We start from the raw sequence: 17296 nt of genomic DNA on the forward strand, positions 1-17296 counted from the left end.
TTTTTTTGTTAAAATTGGGTTGTGTATGACTGTTGCATTAGAGATAAAGAAGCTCACGAAACAATTAGAAGAGTATAATTATCAATATTATGTGTTAGATGATCCCCGTATTTCGGATGCTGAATATGATATTGTTTTTCAACAATTAAAAAAATTAGAAGAGAGCCATCCTCAGTTTATACATGCTAATTCACCCACGCAAAAAGTCGGAGGCCAACCACTTTCTAAATTTGAACAGGTCGTACACGAAAAGCCGATGTTAAGTTTAGATAATATGTTTGACAGCGATGCTTTACAGGTTTTTATAAAACGTGCGACGGATAAAAGCCAAAGCATTAATATCGCTTTTTGTATTGAACCAAAATTAGACGGTTTAGCCGTGAGTATTATTTATGAAGACGGTTTGTTAATACAAGCGGCAACGCGAGGTGATGGGCGCACTGGTGAGAATGTCACTGAAAATGTAAAAACTATCGCTAACGTACCGTTAAAATTAAGAGGGGAGAATATCCCTCAACGGCTAGAAGTGCGAGGTGAGGTTGTGATGCCTCAAATTGGATTTGATCAACTAAATGCAAGATTAAATGCCAAAGGCGAAAAACCATTTGTGAACCCACGTAATGCAGCGGCTGGAAGTTTACGTCAATTGGATTCTAAGATTGCGGCAAGTCGTCCATTAGCTTTCTATTGTTATGCGGTGGGTGTTTTTGAAGGGCAACTTGCCAATTCACAGTTTACGCGAATGCAGCAGTTAAAAGGCTGGGGATTACCGGTTTCAAGTGAAATTTCATGTGTAGAGGGTATTGAAGCTTGCCTTGCGTATTATGCCAATATTAAGCAAAAACGAGCAAGTTTACGTTATGCCATTGATGGTGTTGTTTATAAAGTCGACGATATAGATTTACAAGAAAAATTAGGGTTTATTGCTCGAGCCCCTCGCTGGGCGAGTGCTTATAAGTTTGCGGCGGAAGAGGCAATAACAACGATTGAAAATGTAGAATTTCAGGTGGGCAGAACAGGTGCTATTACACCAGTTGCCAAATTGAAACCTGTTTTTGTTGGCGGTGTGACGGTTTCTAATGCTACATTACATAACCGAGATGAAATATCGCGGTTAGGTATTTTAATCGGCGATCAGGTTGTTGTGCGCCGAGCCGGAGATGTAATTCCTCAAATTGTGCGCATATTAATAGGAAAACGTAAACATACACAGACTCGTGAAATTCATTTTCCTATTGTTTGCCCAGTATGTGCAAGTACACTTGAACGTATTGAGGGTGAGACGACTATCATACACAACCCAATCTTAACAAAAAAAAACCTCGAAAATGAGGTTTAAAAAACTATTTTAGCATATTTACAACAAGCATTTTATAAGTAATGTGCTAAACGCTTATGATAGTTTCTAAACTCCGCCTCGGTTAATTTTTCTCGTTCTGCATTTAGCACGATACAATCAAATTCATCCGCCATTTGTTCCACTGCAATAAGCATCATATCAAAAGCCTCTTTTATACTTATCTCTGTATTGGGAGCACTTAGGAAAAAAGAAACACCAGAACAATCAAATTGCTTCATATTTATCGGATCAAATGTGCCTGGCAACATCATATTCGCAATACTAAAAAGAATGGGACCCGTGCCATCAGAATGTTGATGTCGATGAAAAAGAGACATTTCACCAAAACGAAAACCCGACGTTAAAAAGAATTGTAATAGTGCATGTCCATGTAATCTACGTCCTTCTTTGGCAACAACATTAAAGATGAATATATCATCTTTAGATATCTCTTCTTCTTCGTTTTTTAACTCTATCTCTGATTGTGAATTTTCATCGCTGATAAGGGTTTCTTCACACGTCTCCGTATCTTTCTCTGAAACGTCTACTTGTTGTTGGTCAATTGGTAATGTTTTTTCTGTACTGCAGAATACATCTTCTTGCTTGTCATCTAACTCTTTTTCGACCTCACCCAAAGACGTTTCTACCTTTTCAACGGTAGATATAACTTTTTCAAAAATCACATCATTAATGATGCCTTCTGTTTGTTTATCTTCCTCTGGATTTAACACCCCCGAAAAATCAATATCAACCGTGTCATTAAAATCATTTTCTTTATTTAAAAATGGAACGTTATCAACGTTTAGCATCCGTTCATCATTATGGAACATATTGTCTTCATTTAATGAATCAGCTTCGATTTCAAAGTGATTGATACTTTTTTTCTCTTTGCGCCCTAATAAATATCCATGGACCAAAACACCTGAAATTGCGACTAATCCGATAACAATTAAAATAGACTGAAAATGTTGCATAATAAATTTGCTCTTTTATTAGGGAATTATAAGTAAATTACCTTGAAATACACACATCGTCCAATAATTAACAGATTTTTATTAAAAAACTGTTATCTGTTAAGCTAAACACGCTAAAATATCCTTCATTGACCTTTAAAAGAGAGATTTATGTTACACAACTCAATTCTAAAACAACCACTCTCAGGGGTGGGTTATTTACTACAAGGCCTAAAATTATTAAGCCATCCTAAGCTACGTTTATTCGTTTTGATTCCTTTATTCATTAATCTACTTATTTTTTCTAGCGCTTTTTGGTTTCTTTTTAGTGCGATAATGCAATGGATTGACCGGTATATTGCAGAACTCCCCGATTTTTTAAACTGGCTTTCTTATATTATTTGGCCTTTTTTAATCGTGTCTATTCTCTTTTCTTTTTCTTTTGTATTTTCTAGTGTCAGCAATTTTATTGCTGCACCTTTTAATGGCTTATTAGCCGAGAAAACGGAGCAATTATTAACAGGACAAGAAGTTGACAATGGTGGTTTAAAAGAATTAATACAAGATTTACCTCGTATCTTTAAACGCGAATTACAGAAATGGGCTTATTTTTTACCGCGCTTAGTTTTTTGCGCCCTGCTTTTTTTTATTCCTGCCTTTGGTCCTGTTATTGCACCTTTAATTTGGTTTATTTTTGCAAGTTGGATGATGGTAATACAATATGCAGATTTCCCTTTTGACAACCACAAAATATCTTTTAAACAAATGCAAAAGTCATTGGCTCAACACTTCGGTAAAAACTTAACATTCGGAATGTTGGTAAGTTTTTTTACTACGTTGCCTATTTTTAACTTTATCATTATGCCTATTGCTATTTGTGGTGCCACCGCTTTTTGGGTTGATATCTATAAGAAAGAACTTTCGAAAAAATAAATCAATACACGAATTAAATTAACGAGATATCTCAACATATCTTTTTTAAAATCGTAAAGTCTAACAAGACCGATTCGGTGTAATTCACATGGCACCTAGCATGGTAATTTTTATATTTACACCCAGGAGATAATATGCACAATCAACAAGAGCATGACGACGACATCTCAACAATAGATACTTCTAAGATGAACAGTGAACAAGCAGCCGCAATGCGCTTAACAGAAGCGGCTAGAGATAGTAAAGATTGTATTAATAGTTTTGCTGGGCAATTATTTATGGGATCGTTTAAAAAAGATCTTATTTTCCCATTTCCCACACAAAGTGCTTCGGAAAAAGAGATTGGAGATAAACTAGTTGCTAAAGTTTCAGAATTTCTAAGTAAAAACTTGGATGCAGAGCAAGTCGATGCAACGCAAAAAATCCCCGACAAAGTAATACAAGGCTTAGTTGACTTAGGGTTATTTGCCATGAAAATATCTAAAGAACACAATGGCCTTGGACTATCACAAGTCAATTATAATCGAGTAATGTTAACTATTTCTGCCTATTGCGGTAGTACGGCCGTTTTACTCAGCGCGCATCAATCCATAGGTCTGCCACAACCTTTGAAATTATTTGGAACCCAAGCTCAAAAAGACAAATACTTGCCCTTATTTATACAAGGTAAAATATCTGCCTTTGCATTGACTGAGCCTGAAGTCGGATCAGATCCTGCTAAAATGGAAACCACTGCGACGTTGACAGAAGATGGCAAACATTACCTCATTAACGGTTTAAAACTCTGGTGCACTAATGGTTTGATAGCAGATGTTATTGTTGTGATGGCTAAAACAAAAGATAAAGTATTAAGCTCGGGAGAAAAAATACAACAGATAAGCGCATTTATTGTAGAAAGAGAATATCCCGGTATAGAAATATTACATCGTTGTGATTTTATGGGGATCCGAGGCATTGAAAACGGTTTACTCAAATTTACGAATGTTAAAGTTCCGGTTGAAAACCTTATTCTTGGTGAAGGTAAAGGCTTAAAAATTGCCTTAGCAACATTAAATACAGGTCGTTTAACATTACCAGCTGCGGCTACTGGGATGGCGAAATACTGCCTTGCAGTTGCCCGTGAATGGGGTAATGAACGCGTACAATGGGGTCGCTCAATTGGTCAACATGAAGCCGGCGCTAAAAAAATAGCTTTTATTGCGAGTAGCACGTTTGCCATGGAAGCTATCACATCCTTAACATCTCATATGGCCGATGATGCCAATCTTGATTTACGCATTGAAGCCGCCATGGCAAAACTATTTTGCTCCGAACTTTCATGGCGAGTCATTGATGAAACCATGCAACTTCGAGGTGGGCGGGGTTACGAAAAAGCCAGCTCATTGAAAGCACGAGGTGAAAAAGCCTATCCTATTGAACGACTCATGCGTGACTGTCGGATTAATCGCATTATAGAAGGCACTAGCGATATTATGAAGCTATTTCTCGCCAGAGAAGCGATGGATCCACATCTAATAAATGTGACAAAAGCCCTTAAAAAACAAGAAGACACTAACAAAAAAATTGAGGCGGGACTAAAGCTAGCAACTTTTTATGCGAGTTGGTACTCTAAACAGTGGTTAAATAGTTCACACTTTTCAACGCATCATGAATTAGGGAAACTAAGCAAACACATCCGTTATGTTGAATATACCAGTCATAAACTCGCGCGAACGATTTTTTATTATATTGGTTATTATCAAGAAAAATTAGAGAGTAAACAGCATGTTTTAGGCCGATTAATGGAAATTGGTACCGAGTTATTTGCAATTAGTGCGACATGCTCTTTTGCTCAACTTAAACATCAGGAAAACAGTCGTGATTTAAGCCCCCAATATCTTGCGGATGTCTTTTGTTTGAATGCGAGACGTAAAATAAATCGACTTTTTTTAGATCTACATGATAATGATGACGAAAAAGAAAATAAATTAGCCAAAAGTATATTAAATGGAAAAATGGAATGGCTTGAAGAAGGAATTATTTGGGATAATAATTAATAAGAAAACAAATTAGATAATATTCACAGCCCACCTATCGTACATACTCTGCCTCAACAGATTGCACGTATAAAGGTGGGCAGATTAATAACCGTTTTGATTTTACTCATAACAAAAAAAATCAAAACAAAGCCACTTCACTTACCGTTAACATCAATTAAATCTATATTGATCACCACATAATAAAATTAATAAAACATCGCTTTACACACAAATATTAATCTAAGTAGGGTTAATGCTTACCTTGACTTTTCGAAGAGACTTTACAATTAAAACGAATAGACAAATAGAAATCATATGGATTAAAACCCAACTACAGCCCTATTTATCAACACTTAAGGTGCATTGACAATACTTTTACATCCTAAAAATAAATAAAAAAAATCACATATTTGCGATAGACATCTCATTATTAACGGTCTAAAATATCACTAGTGGATAGCATCATTTATTAATTATCCTGCGTATAATATTTACTTGGTACCCCAATAAGGTCGACTTGATAATATATTTGTTTTTCTAGAGGTAATCACAAAAAAGGACACTGACAATGGAAAGTTCATTTCCTATTATTTCAACTGCTATTTTGATCTTTTTTATCTTAGATCCTTTTGGTAATATTCCATTACTGCTCAGTATTTTAAAAAGAACAGAGAAAAAACAACGATCTAAAATAATCATACGAGAATTATTCATTGGTTTATCTATTTTAATGATTTTTTTGTTTTTCGGTGAACAATTTTTAAGTGTTTTCCATCTCGATACACAAGCCATCACTATTGCAGGTGGTATAATATTTTTTAGTATTTCTTTTAAAATGATATTTCCCGATCCTAACAATGAAAATATTTTTTCTAAAAAAGATAATAGTGAACCCCTTATTGTACCTATTGCCATTCCCATGATTGCAGGCCCCGCCGCCTTAGCAACTTTATTAGTCTTAGCAAAAACCAACCCTAATCATGTAGGCGATTTATTAATCTCTTTACTGATAGCTTGGGGCGCGACATTTTTAGTCCTTTTCTTCTCCCCTAATTTGTACAAAATTTTAGGCGATAAAGGCTTAAATGCATTAGAAAAATTAATGGGTATGTTACTGCTTATCTTATCAGTGCAAATGTTTATTGATGGTGTACGCGGTTTACTGCCAACGTTCCATTAAAAAATAGGCTCGATGTCGACGTGCAAAAAAGCCCGATTAATCGGGCTTTTTTGATTGTTAATAAAAAATATAACGATTCAGTCTCTTTTATTTTGTCCAATCTAATATAACTTTCCCTGATAAACCAGAGCGCATCATATCAAAACCTTTTTGAAATTCATCAATGGGATAAACATGCGTGATCATGGCATTTATATCTAAACCCGATTGTAATAAACTCCCCATTTTATACCAAGTTTCAAACATTTCTCTTCCGTAAATACCTTTTATTATCAATCCTTTAAATATTATCATATTCCAATCAACCTTCATGTCAGAAGGCGGAATACCCAATAACGCCACTTTTGCGCCATGATTTAAGTTTTTTAGCATGGTATTAAATGCAACGGGTACTCCCGACATTTCTAAACCCACATCAAAACCTTCAGTCATGTTCAATTCTTTCATCACATCTTCAAGTTTCTCATGCTGTACATTAACCGCGCGCGTTACGCCCATTTTCCTCGCCAAATCAAGACGATATTCATTAATATCAGTGATCACAACATGTCGCGCACCAACATGTTTCGCGACAGCTGCTGCCATAATACCAATAGGGCCAGCACCAGTAATGAGTACATCTTCACCCACCAAATCAAAAGAAAGTGCACTATGTACAGCATTACCAAAAGGGTCAAAAATTGCTGCTAAATTATCAGAAATATCATCGGGTATTTTAAAGGCATTAAAAGCAGGGATCACTAAATATTGCGCAAAAGCCCCTGTACGATTAACACCAACACCAACAGTATTACGACATAAATGAGTGCGTCCTGCTCGACAATTACGACAAGCTCCACAAGTAATATGTCCTTCACCTGAGACTCTATCTCCAATCTCATAGCCACGAACTTCTTGACCCATTGCGACAATTTCTCCGACATATTCATGGCCAATGACCATCGGCACAGGGATCGTTTTTTGTGACCATTCGTCCCAATTATAAATATGTATATCTGTTCCACAAATCGCTGTTTTTCGTATTTTAATAAGCAGATCATTATGTCCGGGTTGTGGTTTCTCAACGTCACACATCCAGATACCAACTTCAGCTTTTAATTTTGATAGTGCTTTAATTTTCATAATATTCTCTAAATTAAGTTCATCTCTTTACCCACTTCAATAAAAGCTGTAATGGCTTTATCTAAGTGCTCTTGTGTATGTGCGGCAGACATTTGTGTACGGATCCGCGCTTGCCCTTTCGGCACAACAGGGAAAGAGAAAGCCACAACAAAAATACCTTTTTGTAATGCTCGTTGAGCAAATTCGGCCGCTATTTTTGCATCACCCAACATAATAGGAATAATAGCATGATCTTGCCCGGCCAACGTAAAGCCAGCAGCACTCATACGCTGACGAAATTGACTCGAATTTTCTCGTAATTTCTGACGTAAAGAGGCACTATTCGCCATTAATTCGATTACTGCAATAGAGGCGCTTACAATCGAGGGAGCTAAAGAATTAGAAAAAAGATAAGGACGTGAACGCTGACGTAACCAGTCTATAACCTCTTTTTTAGCCACAGTATATCCACCTGAAGCTCCTCCTAGCGCCTTACCTAATGTACCTGTAATAATATCAACACGATGCATTACATTATGGTATTCAGGCGTACCGCGACCATTATCACCCATAAAACCCACGGCATGTGAATCATCAACCATCACTAATGCGTTATATTTATCGGCCAAATCACAAATATCAGGTAAATTAGCAACAATACCATCCATTGAAAATACACCATCTGTAACAATCAATTTATGCCGAGCGCCCGATTCATCCGCTGCTTGTAATTGTTTCTCTAATGCTTGCATATCATTATTCGCATAGCGAAAACGTTGCGCTTTACACAAACGTACGCCATCAATTATAGAAGCATGATTTAATGCATCGGAAATAATGGCATCTTGTGCATCTAATAATGTTTCAAATAACCCCGTATTAGCATCAAAACAAGAAGTGTAAAGTATGGCATCTTCTTTACCTAAAAAAGTGGCAAGTTTGGCTTCTAGCTCTTTATGCTTATCTTGAGTGCCACAAATGAAACGCACGGACGCCATACCAAACCCTTGTTTATCTAAGCCTTGTTTTGCAGCATTAATAAGTGTGGGATGATTTGCTAATCCTAAATAGTTATTAGCACAAAAATTAAGGACGTTTATCCCGCCCTCTAATGTCACATTCGCATTTTGTGCAGAGCTAATTAAACGTTCTGATTTATATAATCCTTCAGCTTGCACTTGCTCTAATTGGGCCTTGATTTGTTGATAAAATTTTTGAGACATAAATAACCCTTAAATAACAATAGAAAATAGTGTTTTGTAAAATAATTCGATTTGGCAAATTTACATTGCCTATACGGTAGACACTCTAGCAAACAAATACTCGCATAAAATGTTTTTATATCTTAAACGCCTTATTTGGCCATTACTTTAAGCTTTAATAGCAAGAAAAGGTTAACAAATATAAAAATAAGAAGGTACACAATAAAAGAACGGATCCTAACATTCTAAATTTTCTGTGTGAGAGATAGAGTACCTTCGCCAAAAAACAAAAAACGACTCTAATAATGTGATTATTTGCTTCAATACAAGCAGATAAGAGCAAAATAGATTGATCATTACATACGCTATAAGCTATAAAGAGTAGAAGAAATCGTAACAGATAAAAATATTAAAGGGTTTATCATGGTAAATATAAAAAAAAATCATTATGGTACAATTACAACTAATATAGTTATTATTTTGGCCGCGCTCTGCGTTGCTCTTGGCGGTTACACGTATTATTCTAATCAACTTCCTGTGCAAAAAGAAAAAAACAAACCGATAGCGATTGACACACACAAAAAAAATGCTTCTATCATTGTTCAAGAGGTAAAACGTAGCACTCGGAGGATAGTAACCAACAACAAACCATCCATTGTCAAAACAGTACAAATAAAAAAAACACCCGTACTGCCAGAACTGGACAACTCAGATCCTTTACTCATTCAAAATAGTCAATCTCTATTTAAAAATATCGAACAAGAAAAGTTATTGATTAAAACAGATATTGTACGTAATTTTGTCGTATTTGTTGATAATTTTTCACAAGGTGTTCTACTCACTCAATTTAGTAATTTTAAAGCACCCAAACAACGTTTTTTAGTTGAAAAACAAAACCATAATTTATATCTGAATCCCAAAAGCTACCAACGTTATAATATATATGCCGATATTATTGCAAACATCGATACGACCTTAATAATGCAAGAATATAAAAAATTACAGCCCCTATTCGATAAAGCATATAGTGACATTAGCTATAACCAGCAAAGTTTTAATACAATATTATCCCTTGCCATTGAAAATGTATTACAAACACCGATTATTGAAGATTCAATTGAATTGGTTTCGCCATCAGTCATGTATCGCTTCGCGGACGATGACTTAGAAACATTACCTGCGACACAAAAACTATTGATTAGAATGGGCCCAAAAAACACAATAAAGATCAAAAATAAATTAAGAGACATACAGAAAATATTAGACAAATCATAAAAAAACAGTCTAATACAATATTTTTTGCTCTGGCTCCTATATACACATTAAAATGAAAAGTGCTTATAAAATGCTTTTCATTTTTTTTTGTAAAAATCAAGATCAAACAATTTATCGCGGATCTTCCAAAAACGCCCTTCTTTTTTAGCAATGATCATCTCAGGATGGCGTAAACGATGCTGATATTTAATGATTTTAGTCGGGGCTGTATCTTTAAATTCACGATGCCTATCAATTAGATGTGGGGCAATAAAACGAGTTAAAAAATCTTTTTTCTGGCACTTCGTACCTAATTGCCATGTTTCATTAAGCGATGTATTATCTTCTCCAATATAAGTTATCTGTAATTGCGCTTTGCCATATCTATTTTTTCCTGCTTTTAAATGCATATCAACGCAAGTTAATAACATCGCATCTTTTAAATTTAGAGCATCACGTAACTTCTTATCTGGATCAACAAGTACATGTGCACACTCCGAACACCGTCGCGCAGCGATATCATTAGCGCAAGCACACATCTCACATATCTTTGCACGAAACCAATAACCACAAAGAGTACGATGACCCTGTTCATCTTCAGAGTAACCTTGACATTTTCGCCCATAATGCTCAATGACGAATCCTGCCTCATCAACTTTAGCCCAAAAGTTATTTTTAAAAGAGCAAGCAGGACATGGAATAGAGACTATTTCACTATCACTATTCGGCTTTGGTTCCCCGACTTCGGGCTGATATAAATCATAATGATTACCCGCATATTCAAGCACTAGGCATTCTTTTTTTCCCGCAAATAAACGTAAACCTCGCCCTACAATTTGCTGGTACAGACTTAGCGAAGCGGTCGGTCGTAAAATCGCAATTAAATCAACATGAGGCGCATCAAATCCAGTGGTTAAAACGGAAACATTAACCATATATTTGATTTTTTGTGCTTTAAAATCACGAATAATACGATCTCGCTCATGCTCTTGAGTATCGCCAAGAATTAACGCTGCATTTTGTGCCTCTAAATAAGTCATTATTTCTTGTGCGTGCGCCACCGTTGAGGCAAATATCATCACGCCTTTACGATCTTCGCTATACTGTATGACTTGTTTTATAATTTGTGGTGTCACCCGTGTTGCTTTCTTTATGACGACATTTAAATCTTGTTCTTGGTAATGTCCAGATAATGAGTGTTGTAAACCTGAAAAATCATACCCCATAATCGCCATATCTAATACTTTAGGTGGTGTCAAATATTTCTCTTCTAGCAAAAAACGGATAGGCAAATCAAAAATACAATCACGAAAGAAACGTTTTTCAGTAGAGCGAACTTGTCCACGGGTGTGATATTGATAGATCCAACCTAGCCCCAATCGATATGGTGTTGCCGTCAAACCTAACACTTTTAAATTAGGGTTACGCTGTTTAAGATTGTTTATTACGCGCTGATAAGCGCTGTCTTCGTCTAACGGGACGCGATGACACTCATCTATCACCAGTAAAGTGAATTGCTCCGTAAACTGATCCAAACTATTAACCATTGATTGTACCGATGCAAATACCACCTGTTTATCTGTTTCTTTTCGACCTAATCCAGCAGAAAAAATGGCGGCTTTTAACGCATAACTTTCATATTTAGCATGGTTTTGTTGTACGAGTTCTTTGACATGCGCCAGCACTAACACTCGTCCCTTTGCTAACCGGGCGAGTTCGGCGATGATTAAACTTTTCCCAGCCCCCGTTGAAAGAGCAAGCACCGCAGGCGTACTATTTTTACGAAAATAATGGAGTGTGGCTTGCACGCTATCGCGCTGATAGGATCTTAGTATATACATTGTGAGTAAATATCCATTCCGTAACGAAGTGACGTTATATGCATCTCTTATTTAAGCCTATAAAATATAAAACATTATACTATATTGTACTTTTATTCGATAAATAATACGTCTTTAGAACAGAGAGGGGAAGCAAAAGAGAAAGCCACAATAAACATAGTATTTATAAAAAAAACAGTGATAATAGCGTTAATCATTCAAGGGGAAGACATGCAAGAAGAAATAAGCAAAGCACAACTTATTGTGCAAATAAACTTATGGAAAAACGCTAAAATTTCAGCAACGGAGTTACAAGCGTGGATGGTTACTTTTTACGATCCGCCTGAGGTGAAAATCGGCACAGGTGAAAGCGAAACGGTCGTTGATGCGATGAATATTATTATGAATGAATATGAACTCGCAAAAGTAGAAAAGTTTAAAGTTGAAAGCGCCGATGCCGCCCTCACTTTTTTAAACTGTACCGAACATGATTTTGAACAATGTAAATATTTATTTGTACATCAAGGTTTTTTAGATTAAAGATAAGGGCGATACAATCGCCCTTATCTTATTTATTTTATGTAAGCTTAGCAAAAAATTGCTGAGCATTATTAAAACAGATATCTTGTACCATCTCCCCTAAGAGAGCGGGATCATTAGGTGCAAGCCCATCAACAACCCAACTGCCTAACATATTACATAAAATACGTCGAAAGTATTCATGGCGTGTATAAGACAAAAAGCTACGAGAATCTGTTAACATACCGACAAAGCCACTTAATAAACTTAGCTGTGATAGTTGTTTCATTTGTTGCTCCATCCCCTCTTTTTGGTCGTTAAACCACCAGCCAGAGCCAAATTGAATTTTACCAGCTATCCCTCCACCTTGAAAATTACCAATCATCGTTGCAATCATCGCATTATCACGTGGATTTAAACAATAAATAATGGTTTTAGGTAATTCATCCGTCACATCTAATGCATCTAAAAAAGCGCTTAATGGCACTGAATAGTTACCATCACTGATCGAATCAAAACCAGCATCCGCCCCTAATAATTGAAACATTCGGCTGTTATTATTACGTTGTGCTCCAATATGTAGTTGCATCACAAGTGCATTTTTTGCATATTCCTTCCCAAGAAAAATTTGCACTGCCGTTGTGAACTGTGCAATTTGCAATTCACTTAATGGTTGTTTTTTAATACCTAAATCTAAAATAACATCCAATTCTTTTGCCGAGGGTGATGGCGCAAAACGCATAATTTCAAGCCCATGATCAGCAGCTTTACAACCACACTGAATAAAATGTTGTAAACGCTTTTGTAAGGCATTCAATAATGCGTCAAAAGAATCAATCTCTACGTTTGCAGCCTTACCGAGTAAAACAATATATTCACTAAAACCGGCAAGCTCTATTTTAAACGCTTTATCCGGTCTAAATGTTGGGCTCACATCGATATCAAAGCTTAAATCCGCAGCGATTCGTTGATGCGCGTCTAACGTATCAATAGGATCATCTGTTGTGCCAACCATTACCACGTTCATTTTTTTCATGATTGATCGTGTCGAAAATTCAGGAGTGGCTAACATCGCATTACATTCATGCCAAATACTGTCTGCAGTTTGCATATTTAATTGTTTATTCGTGATATTAAAAGGCCGTCTTAATTCTAAATGAGTCCAATGATATAGAGGATTACCAATGGTTTTAGGCACCGTTTGTGCCCATGCTAAAAATTTTTCATGATCACTACTTGTACAACCGGTTATTAATGCTTCTGATACCCCAGCAGCCCGCAGAGCTCTCCATTTATAATGATCGCCTGCAAGCCAAATTTGCGTTAGATTATCAAAGTTTTTATCTTCGGCTATTTGTGTAGCATCTAAATGACAGTGGTAATCATAGATAGGCATATTTTTGGCAAAACCATGGTATAAATCGATGCCTATTTTATTCTGTAATAAAAAATCATCATCTAAAAAAGTTTTCATTGATGTACCTTTTAATTCTCTAATAATGCGACGGCTTGTTGCGCGCCTACGTTTAAAAGTAACTCAAATGCTTCGGTTAATTCTTGTACAAAATGAACATCCTCGTGTAACGTTTTAGGGAATATACTACTAATGGCTAATAAATCTTGCACGACAGATTTATCTAAACCATGTTTCTTATAAATTGATGCAAACGTTTGCACTAAAGGATCCTTTATCTCAATACTTTGATTGTTCTCATCAATGCCATAAATATAACGCATCCACCCTGCAACACCCAAAACCAAAACCTTGTGCGACGATTTATTTTTTAAATGAAAACATAAAGAATGGATCATTCTTGGTGGTAGTTTTTGGCTACCATCCATCGCAATTTGCCATGTTTGATGTTTTAAACTTTGATTTTTAAAGCGCTCAATGAGGAGATATGCATATTCTTTTAAATTTATACCGTCCGGTACATTGAGCGTAGGGGCTTGTTCATGGAGCATTAATTTTAATGTTGCTTGCACATAAGCCTCGTTTTGCATTGCATCACAAATATGTTTGTAACCACCTAAATAACCTAAATAAGCCAGAAAAGAATGACTACCATTAAGCATGCGTAATTTCATTTCCTCAAATGGGATAACATTATCCACAAACGTCGCGCCGGCCAAATCCCAATTGGGTCGTCCACTCACGAAATCATCTTCGATTATCCATTGCCTAAAGGGTTCACAAGCAATCGCACAAGGGTCAAAGACACCTAAATCAGATTCGATTCTTGTTAATGTATGAGCATTAACTGCAGGGACAATCCTATCAACCATCGTACATGGAAAAGTGACGTTATCGGTTATCCACTGTGCCAAGTCTTCATCTAACAAACGCGCAAAGCTTAATACAGCTATTTTTGTGATGGCTCCATTTCCTTGAATATTATCACACGACATTACAGTAAAAGGCTTAATGTTTTTTTCTCGACGGAGCCTTAACGCCTCAACAATATAACCAATCGCACTGCTGGGTGCATGTGGCGTTTTAAGATCTGCTTTTATTAGCGCATTGTTAACATCTAACTTCGAGGTGCCTAAATCGACACAATAACCTTTCTCTGTAATCGTTAAAGAAACTATCGCAACTTGCGCTTCACTCATTTTTCGCAACACTGCATCTTTACCATCTAAATCAGGATGTAATGAACCTATGATAGAAGAAATAACTTTCACTTCTGTTTTTAACGGTCCCATTTCACTGACACTATATAAATGATCTTGTGCACGTAAGCTTTTAATTAATGCTTCTCCAGCAAACAAATTAATTTCAAAGATCCCCCAATCTGTTTTGTCTTTCGCCAACATTTCATGCGTAATGAGTGCTTGATGACCCCGATGAAATGCACCGAACCCCAAGTGCACGATTCTACTTTTTAGTTGACTGCGATCGTAATCTAATTGTATTACATCTTTCTTAAGCTCAGTATTTGATATGTTTTGACTCATCTGAGTAAACTCCTCTTTCTATTTTTATTATCCATGCATTCAGTATGTTTTCATCAGGGTGAAAAGGCATTTATATATTGCATTATCGCCTTAAATGTTTTTATTCAAATTTTGACATTAATAACCTAAAATTAAATGTGGTAAAAACAAACTTATTTCTGGAATATAAGTTACCAGCATTAAGACAATAAATAGCACAAAATAAAAGGGTAATAAGGGTTTTATCACCTTATCAATTGACACTTTCCCCACCGAGCAACCAATAAATAATGCACTGCCAACAGGAGGGGTACAAATTCCAATACAGAGGTTAAATGTCATCATCACGCCAAAATGTACGGGATCTATGCCTAAATCTAAAGCAATGGGTAAGAAAATAGGTGTGAAGATAAGCAAGGCGGGTGTCATATCCATAAACACACCAACAATCAATAGAATAATATTAATGGCCAGCATTATTACAATAGGATTTTCCGATAAGTTCAGTAAACTATCACTGATCATATAAGGAATATCCGCATTTGCCATTGCCCATGACATGCCCATTGATGCCCCTATTAAAAGTAATACAATAGAAGTTGTCACCGTTGAATCTAAAATTATTTGAGGTAATTGACTTATTTTAACTTCTCTATAAATAACAACCGCGAGTATTAATGTATATACAACAGCAATAGCGGACGCTTCTGTCGCAGTAAAAATTCCCGCGATAATGCCCCCCATAATAATAACAATCAGCATCAGAGAAGGCAGAGCATCAATCGTTTTTAACATGAATTCACGTTTACTAACTCGCGGAGATAAAGGATAACCTCGTTTTTTAGCAATAAAACCGGCAACTAGCATCAGGCTTAAACCCATTAAGATGCCAGGTATATAACCGGCTAAAAATAATGCGGCAATTGATGTTCCTCCTGAGACTAAAGAATACACGATAAATGTATTACTCGGTGGTATTAATAATCCAGTTGGACACGATGTAATGTTGACGGCAGTTGAAAACGCGTCATCATAACCCGCCTCTCTTTGTAACGGGGACATTGTACCACCAACGGCGGCCGCCGATGCCACTGCAGAGCCTGATATTGAGCCAAACATCATATTGGCAAGGATATTACAATGCGCAAGACTACCGGGTAAACGGCCAACAATAATTTGTGCAAATCGAATCAAACGAAGAGCAATGCCCCCTTGATTCATAATATTGCCTGCTAATATAAAAAAGGGAATAGCCAATAAGGCAAAACTATCTAACCCTGATGCCATCTTCTGGGCAATAACCGTAATAGCAGGATCAAAAGGAAGGGATAACATGATAGTTGCCAAAGAAGATAATCCAATAGCAAAAGAGATAGGAACACCCAGCCCTAACATAACCGCAAAACTACCAAATAATGTAATGATCACAGTCCAATCCATTAGTTGCACTCCTTGTGTTCATTATTATTAAAGGGTTTGCTAACACCTGATAGCGACAACAGTTTCTGTAAAGGCTCAATAATAAAAACCACACAATAAAAAGTCATGATCGCACCACTTAAAGGCAAAACAACATAAACATAACCCATTTGAATACCGAGTGCTGGCGACAATTGTCCGGTACTTAATGTTTTCAGCATCAAACCACCGCCACCATATATCATTATCAATGTAGAAAAGCCCAACATTAAAATTAATATCGTGATTTCAGATATTAATTTTTTGGTGCCGCTCAGCCTTACAGTGAGTAAATCAATGGCTAAATGTTTTTTTTGCCCCGTTGTATATGCAGCACCAATCAAACCAACCCACATAAATAAGAAGCGAGCCATTTCATCCGTAAAAGTACTGGGGATTCCTATAATATAACGCGAAACAACCTGCCAAATAACACACAAAACTAAAAGAGTAGATAAAGAAACGGTTAAATAAACCAATAATTTATCTACCACCTTAACAATTAACCGCATAAATAGTCCTTATTTTTAATACCTGATCTCATTTACAAGATGATAAAATATACAGGTGTAAAACAAACAT

At 36.3% G+C, this 17296-nt stretch carries 13 protein-coding genes and 1 pseudogene; 6 read left to right on the plus strand and 8 right to left on the minus strand.

Going from position 1 to position 17296, the window contains the following annotated elements:
• Positions 1 to 25: 25 nt before the first annotated feature.
• Positions 26 to 1282, plus strand: a pseudogene (gene ligA, locus B8W84_RS03970) (NAD-dependent DNA ligase LigA); the annotation flags it as partial.
• Between the two features lie 89 nt (positions 1283 to 1371).
• Here the strand turns inward: ligA and zipA are convergent.
• A complete protein-coding gene (zipA, locus tag B8W84_RS03975) occupies positions 1372 to 2313 on the minus strand; it encodes a cell division protein ZipA (protein WP_094752015.1) in 942 nt (313 codons plus the stop codon).
• A gap of 150 nt (positions 2314 to 2463) precedes the next feature.
• Between zipA and cysZ the strand changes: the two genes are divergently transcribed.
• The 3 genes from cysZ to B8W84_RS03990 all read left to right on the plus strand — a co-directional run bounded on the left by cysZ (position 2464) and on the right by B8W84_RS03990 (position 6423).
• The gene (gene cysZ / locus B8W84_RS03980; RefSeq protein WP_094752016.1) at positions 2464 to 3225 is read left to right on the plus strand and encodes a sulfate transporter CysZ; all 762 of its coding nucleotides are present in this window, start codon (positions 2464 to 2466) and stop codon (positions 3223 to 3225) included.
• Positions 3226 to 3359: 134 nt separating this feature from the next.
• Positions 3360 to 5261 (plus strand): acyl-CoA dehydrogenase family protein, encoded by a 1902-nt coding sequence (locus B8W84_RS03985; RefSeq protein WP_094752017.1) that lies wholly within the window; start codon positions 3360 to 3362, stop codon positions 5259 to 5261.
• A 550-nt stretch (positions 5262 to 5811) separates the two neighbouring features.
• The gene (locus B8W84_RS03990) at positions 5812 to 6423 is read left to right on the plus strand and encodes a YhgN family NAAT transporter (RefSeq protein WP_094752018.1); all 612 of its coding nucleotides are present in this window, start codon (positions 5812 to 5814) and stop codon (positions 6421 to 6423) included.
• Positions 6424 to 6510: 87 nt separating this feature from the next.
• On the opposite strand, the gene tdh is transcribed toward B8W84_RS03990, so the two are convergent.
• Together tdh and B8W84_RS04000 are read right to left on the minus strand one after the other, a co-directional pair.
• The gene (gene tdh, locus B8W84_RS03995; protein WP_094752019.1) at positions 6511 to 7545 is read right to left on the minus strand and encodes an L-threonine 3-dehydrogenase; all 1035 of its coding nucleotides are present in this window, start codon (positions 7543 to 7545) and stop codon (positions 6511 to 6513) included.
• 8 nt (positions 7546 to 7553) lie between these two features.
• Entirely contained in the window at positions 7554 to 8747 is a 1194-nt protein-coding gene (locus tag B8W84_RS04000) for a glycine C-acetyltransferase (RefSeq protein ID WP_094752020.1), read from the minus strand.
• A 402-nt stretch (positions 8748 to 9149) separates the two neighbouring features.
• On the opposite strand from B8W84_RS04000, the gene B8W84_RS04005 reads away from it, so the two are divergent.
• On the plus strand, positions 9150 to 10001 hold the full coding sequence (locus tag B8W84_RS04005; RefSeq protein ID WP_094752021.1) for a DUF3014 domain-containing protein: 852 nt from the start codon (positions 9150 to 9152) through the stop codon (positions 9999 to 10001).
• A gap of 77 nt (positions 10002 to 10078) precedes the next feature.
• Here B8W84_RS04005 and B8W84_RS04010 read toward each other — a convergent pair whose 3' ends face one another.
• Positions 10079 to 11821: a DEAD/DEAH box helicase gene (locus B8W84_RS04010; RefSeq protein ID WP_094752022.1), complete on the minus strand. Its 1743-nt coding sequence runs from the start codon at positions 11819 to 11821 to the stop codon at positions 10079 to 10081.
• A gap of 210 nt (positions 11822 to 12031) precedes the next feature.
• Here B8W84_RS04010 and B8W84_RS04015 point away from each other — a divergent pair, with 210 nt between their 5' ends.
• Positions 12032 to 12340, plus strand: a complete 309-nt coding sequence (locus B8W84_RS04015; protein WP_094752023.1) for a hypothetical protein — start codon at positions 12032 to 12034, stop codon at positions 12338 to 12340.
• Positions 12341 to 12377: 37 nt separating this feature from the next.
• On the opposite strand, the gene uxaC is transcribed toward B8W84_RS04015, so the two are convergent.
• The 4 genes from uxaC to B8W84_RS04035 all read right to left on the minus strand — a co-directional run bounded on the left by uxaC (position 12378) and on the right by B8W84_RS04035 (position 17226).
• Positions 12378 to 13793: a glucuronate isomerase gene (gene uxaC / locus B8W84_RS04020; protein ID WP_094752024.1), complete on the minus strand. Its 1416-nt coding sequence runs from the start codon at positions 13791 to 13793 to the stop codon at positions 12378 to 12380.
• An 11-nt stretch (positions 13794 to 13804) separates the two neighbouring features.
• Positions 13805 to 15277, minus strand: a complete 1473-nt coding sequence (locus tag B8W84_RS04025) for a mannitol dehydrogenase family protein (RefSeq protein ID WP_094752025.1) — start codon at positions 15275 to 15277, stop codon at positions 13805 to 13807.
• A 117-nt stretch (positions 15278 to 15394) separates the two neighbouring features.
• Positions 15395 to 16696, minus strand: a complete 1302-nt coding sequence (locus B8W84_RS04030) for a TRAP transporter large permease (RefSeq protein ID WP_094752026.1) — start codon at positions 16694 to 16696, stop codon at positions 15395 to 15397.
• Positions 16696 to 17226, minus strand: coding sequence for a TRAP transporter small permease (locus B8W84_RS04035; RefSeq protein WP_094752027.1), 531 nt, complete (start codon positions 17224 to 17226; stop codon positions 16696 to 16698). Before B8W84_RS04035 ends, B8W84_RS04030 begins: the two co-directional genes overlap by 1 nt.
• Between the last annotated feature and the right edge of the window lie 70 nt (positions 17227 to 17296).

It is taken from the genome of Psychromonas sp. CD1 (assembly GCF_002239585.1).
Taxonomy (GTDB): Bacteria; Pseudomonadota; Gammaproteobacteria; order Enterobacterales; family Psychromonadaceae; genus Psychromonas.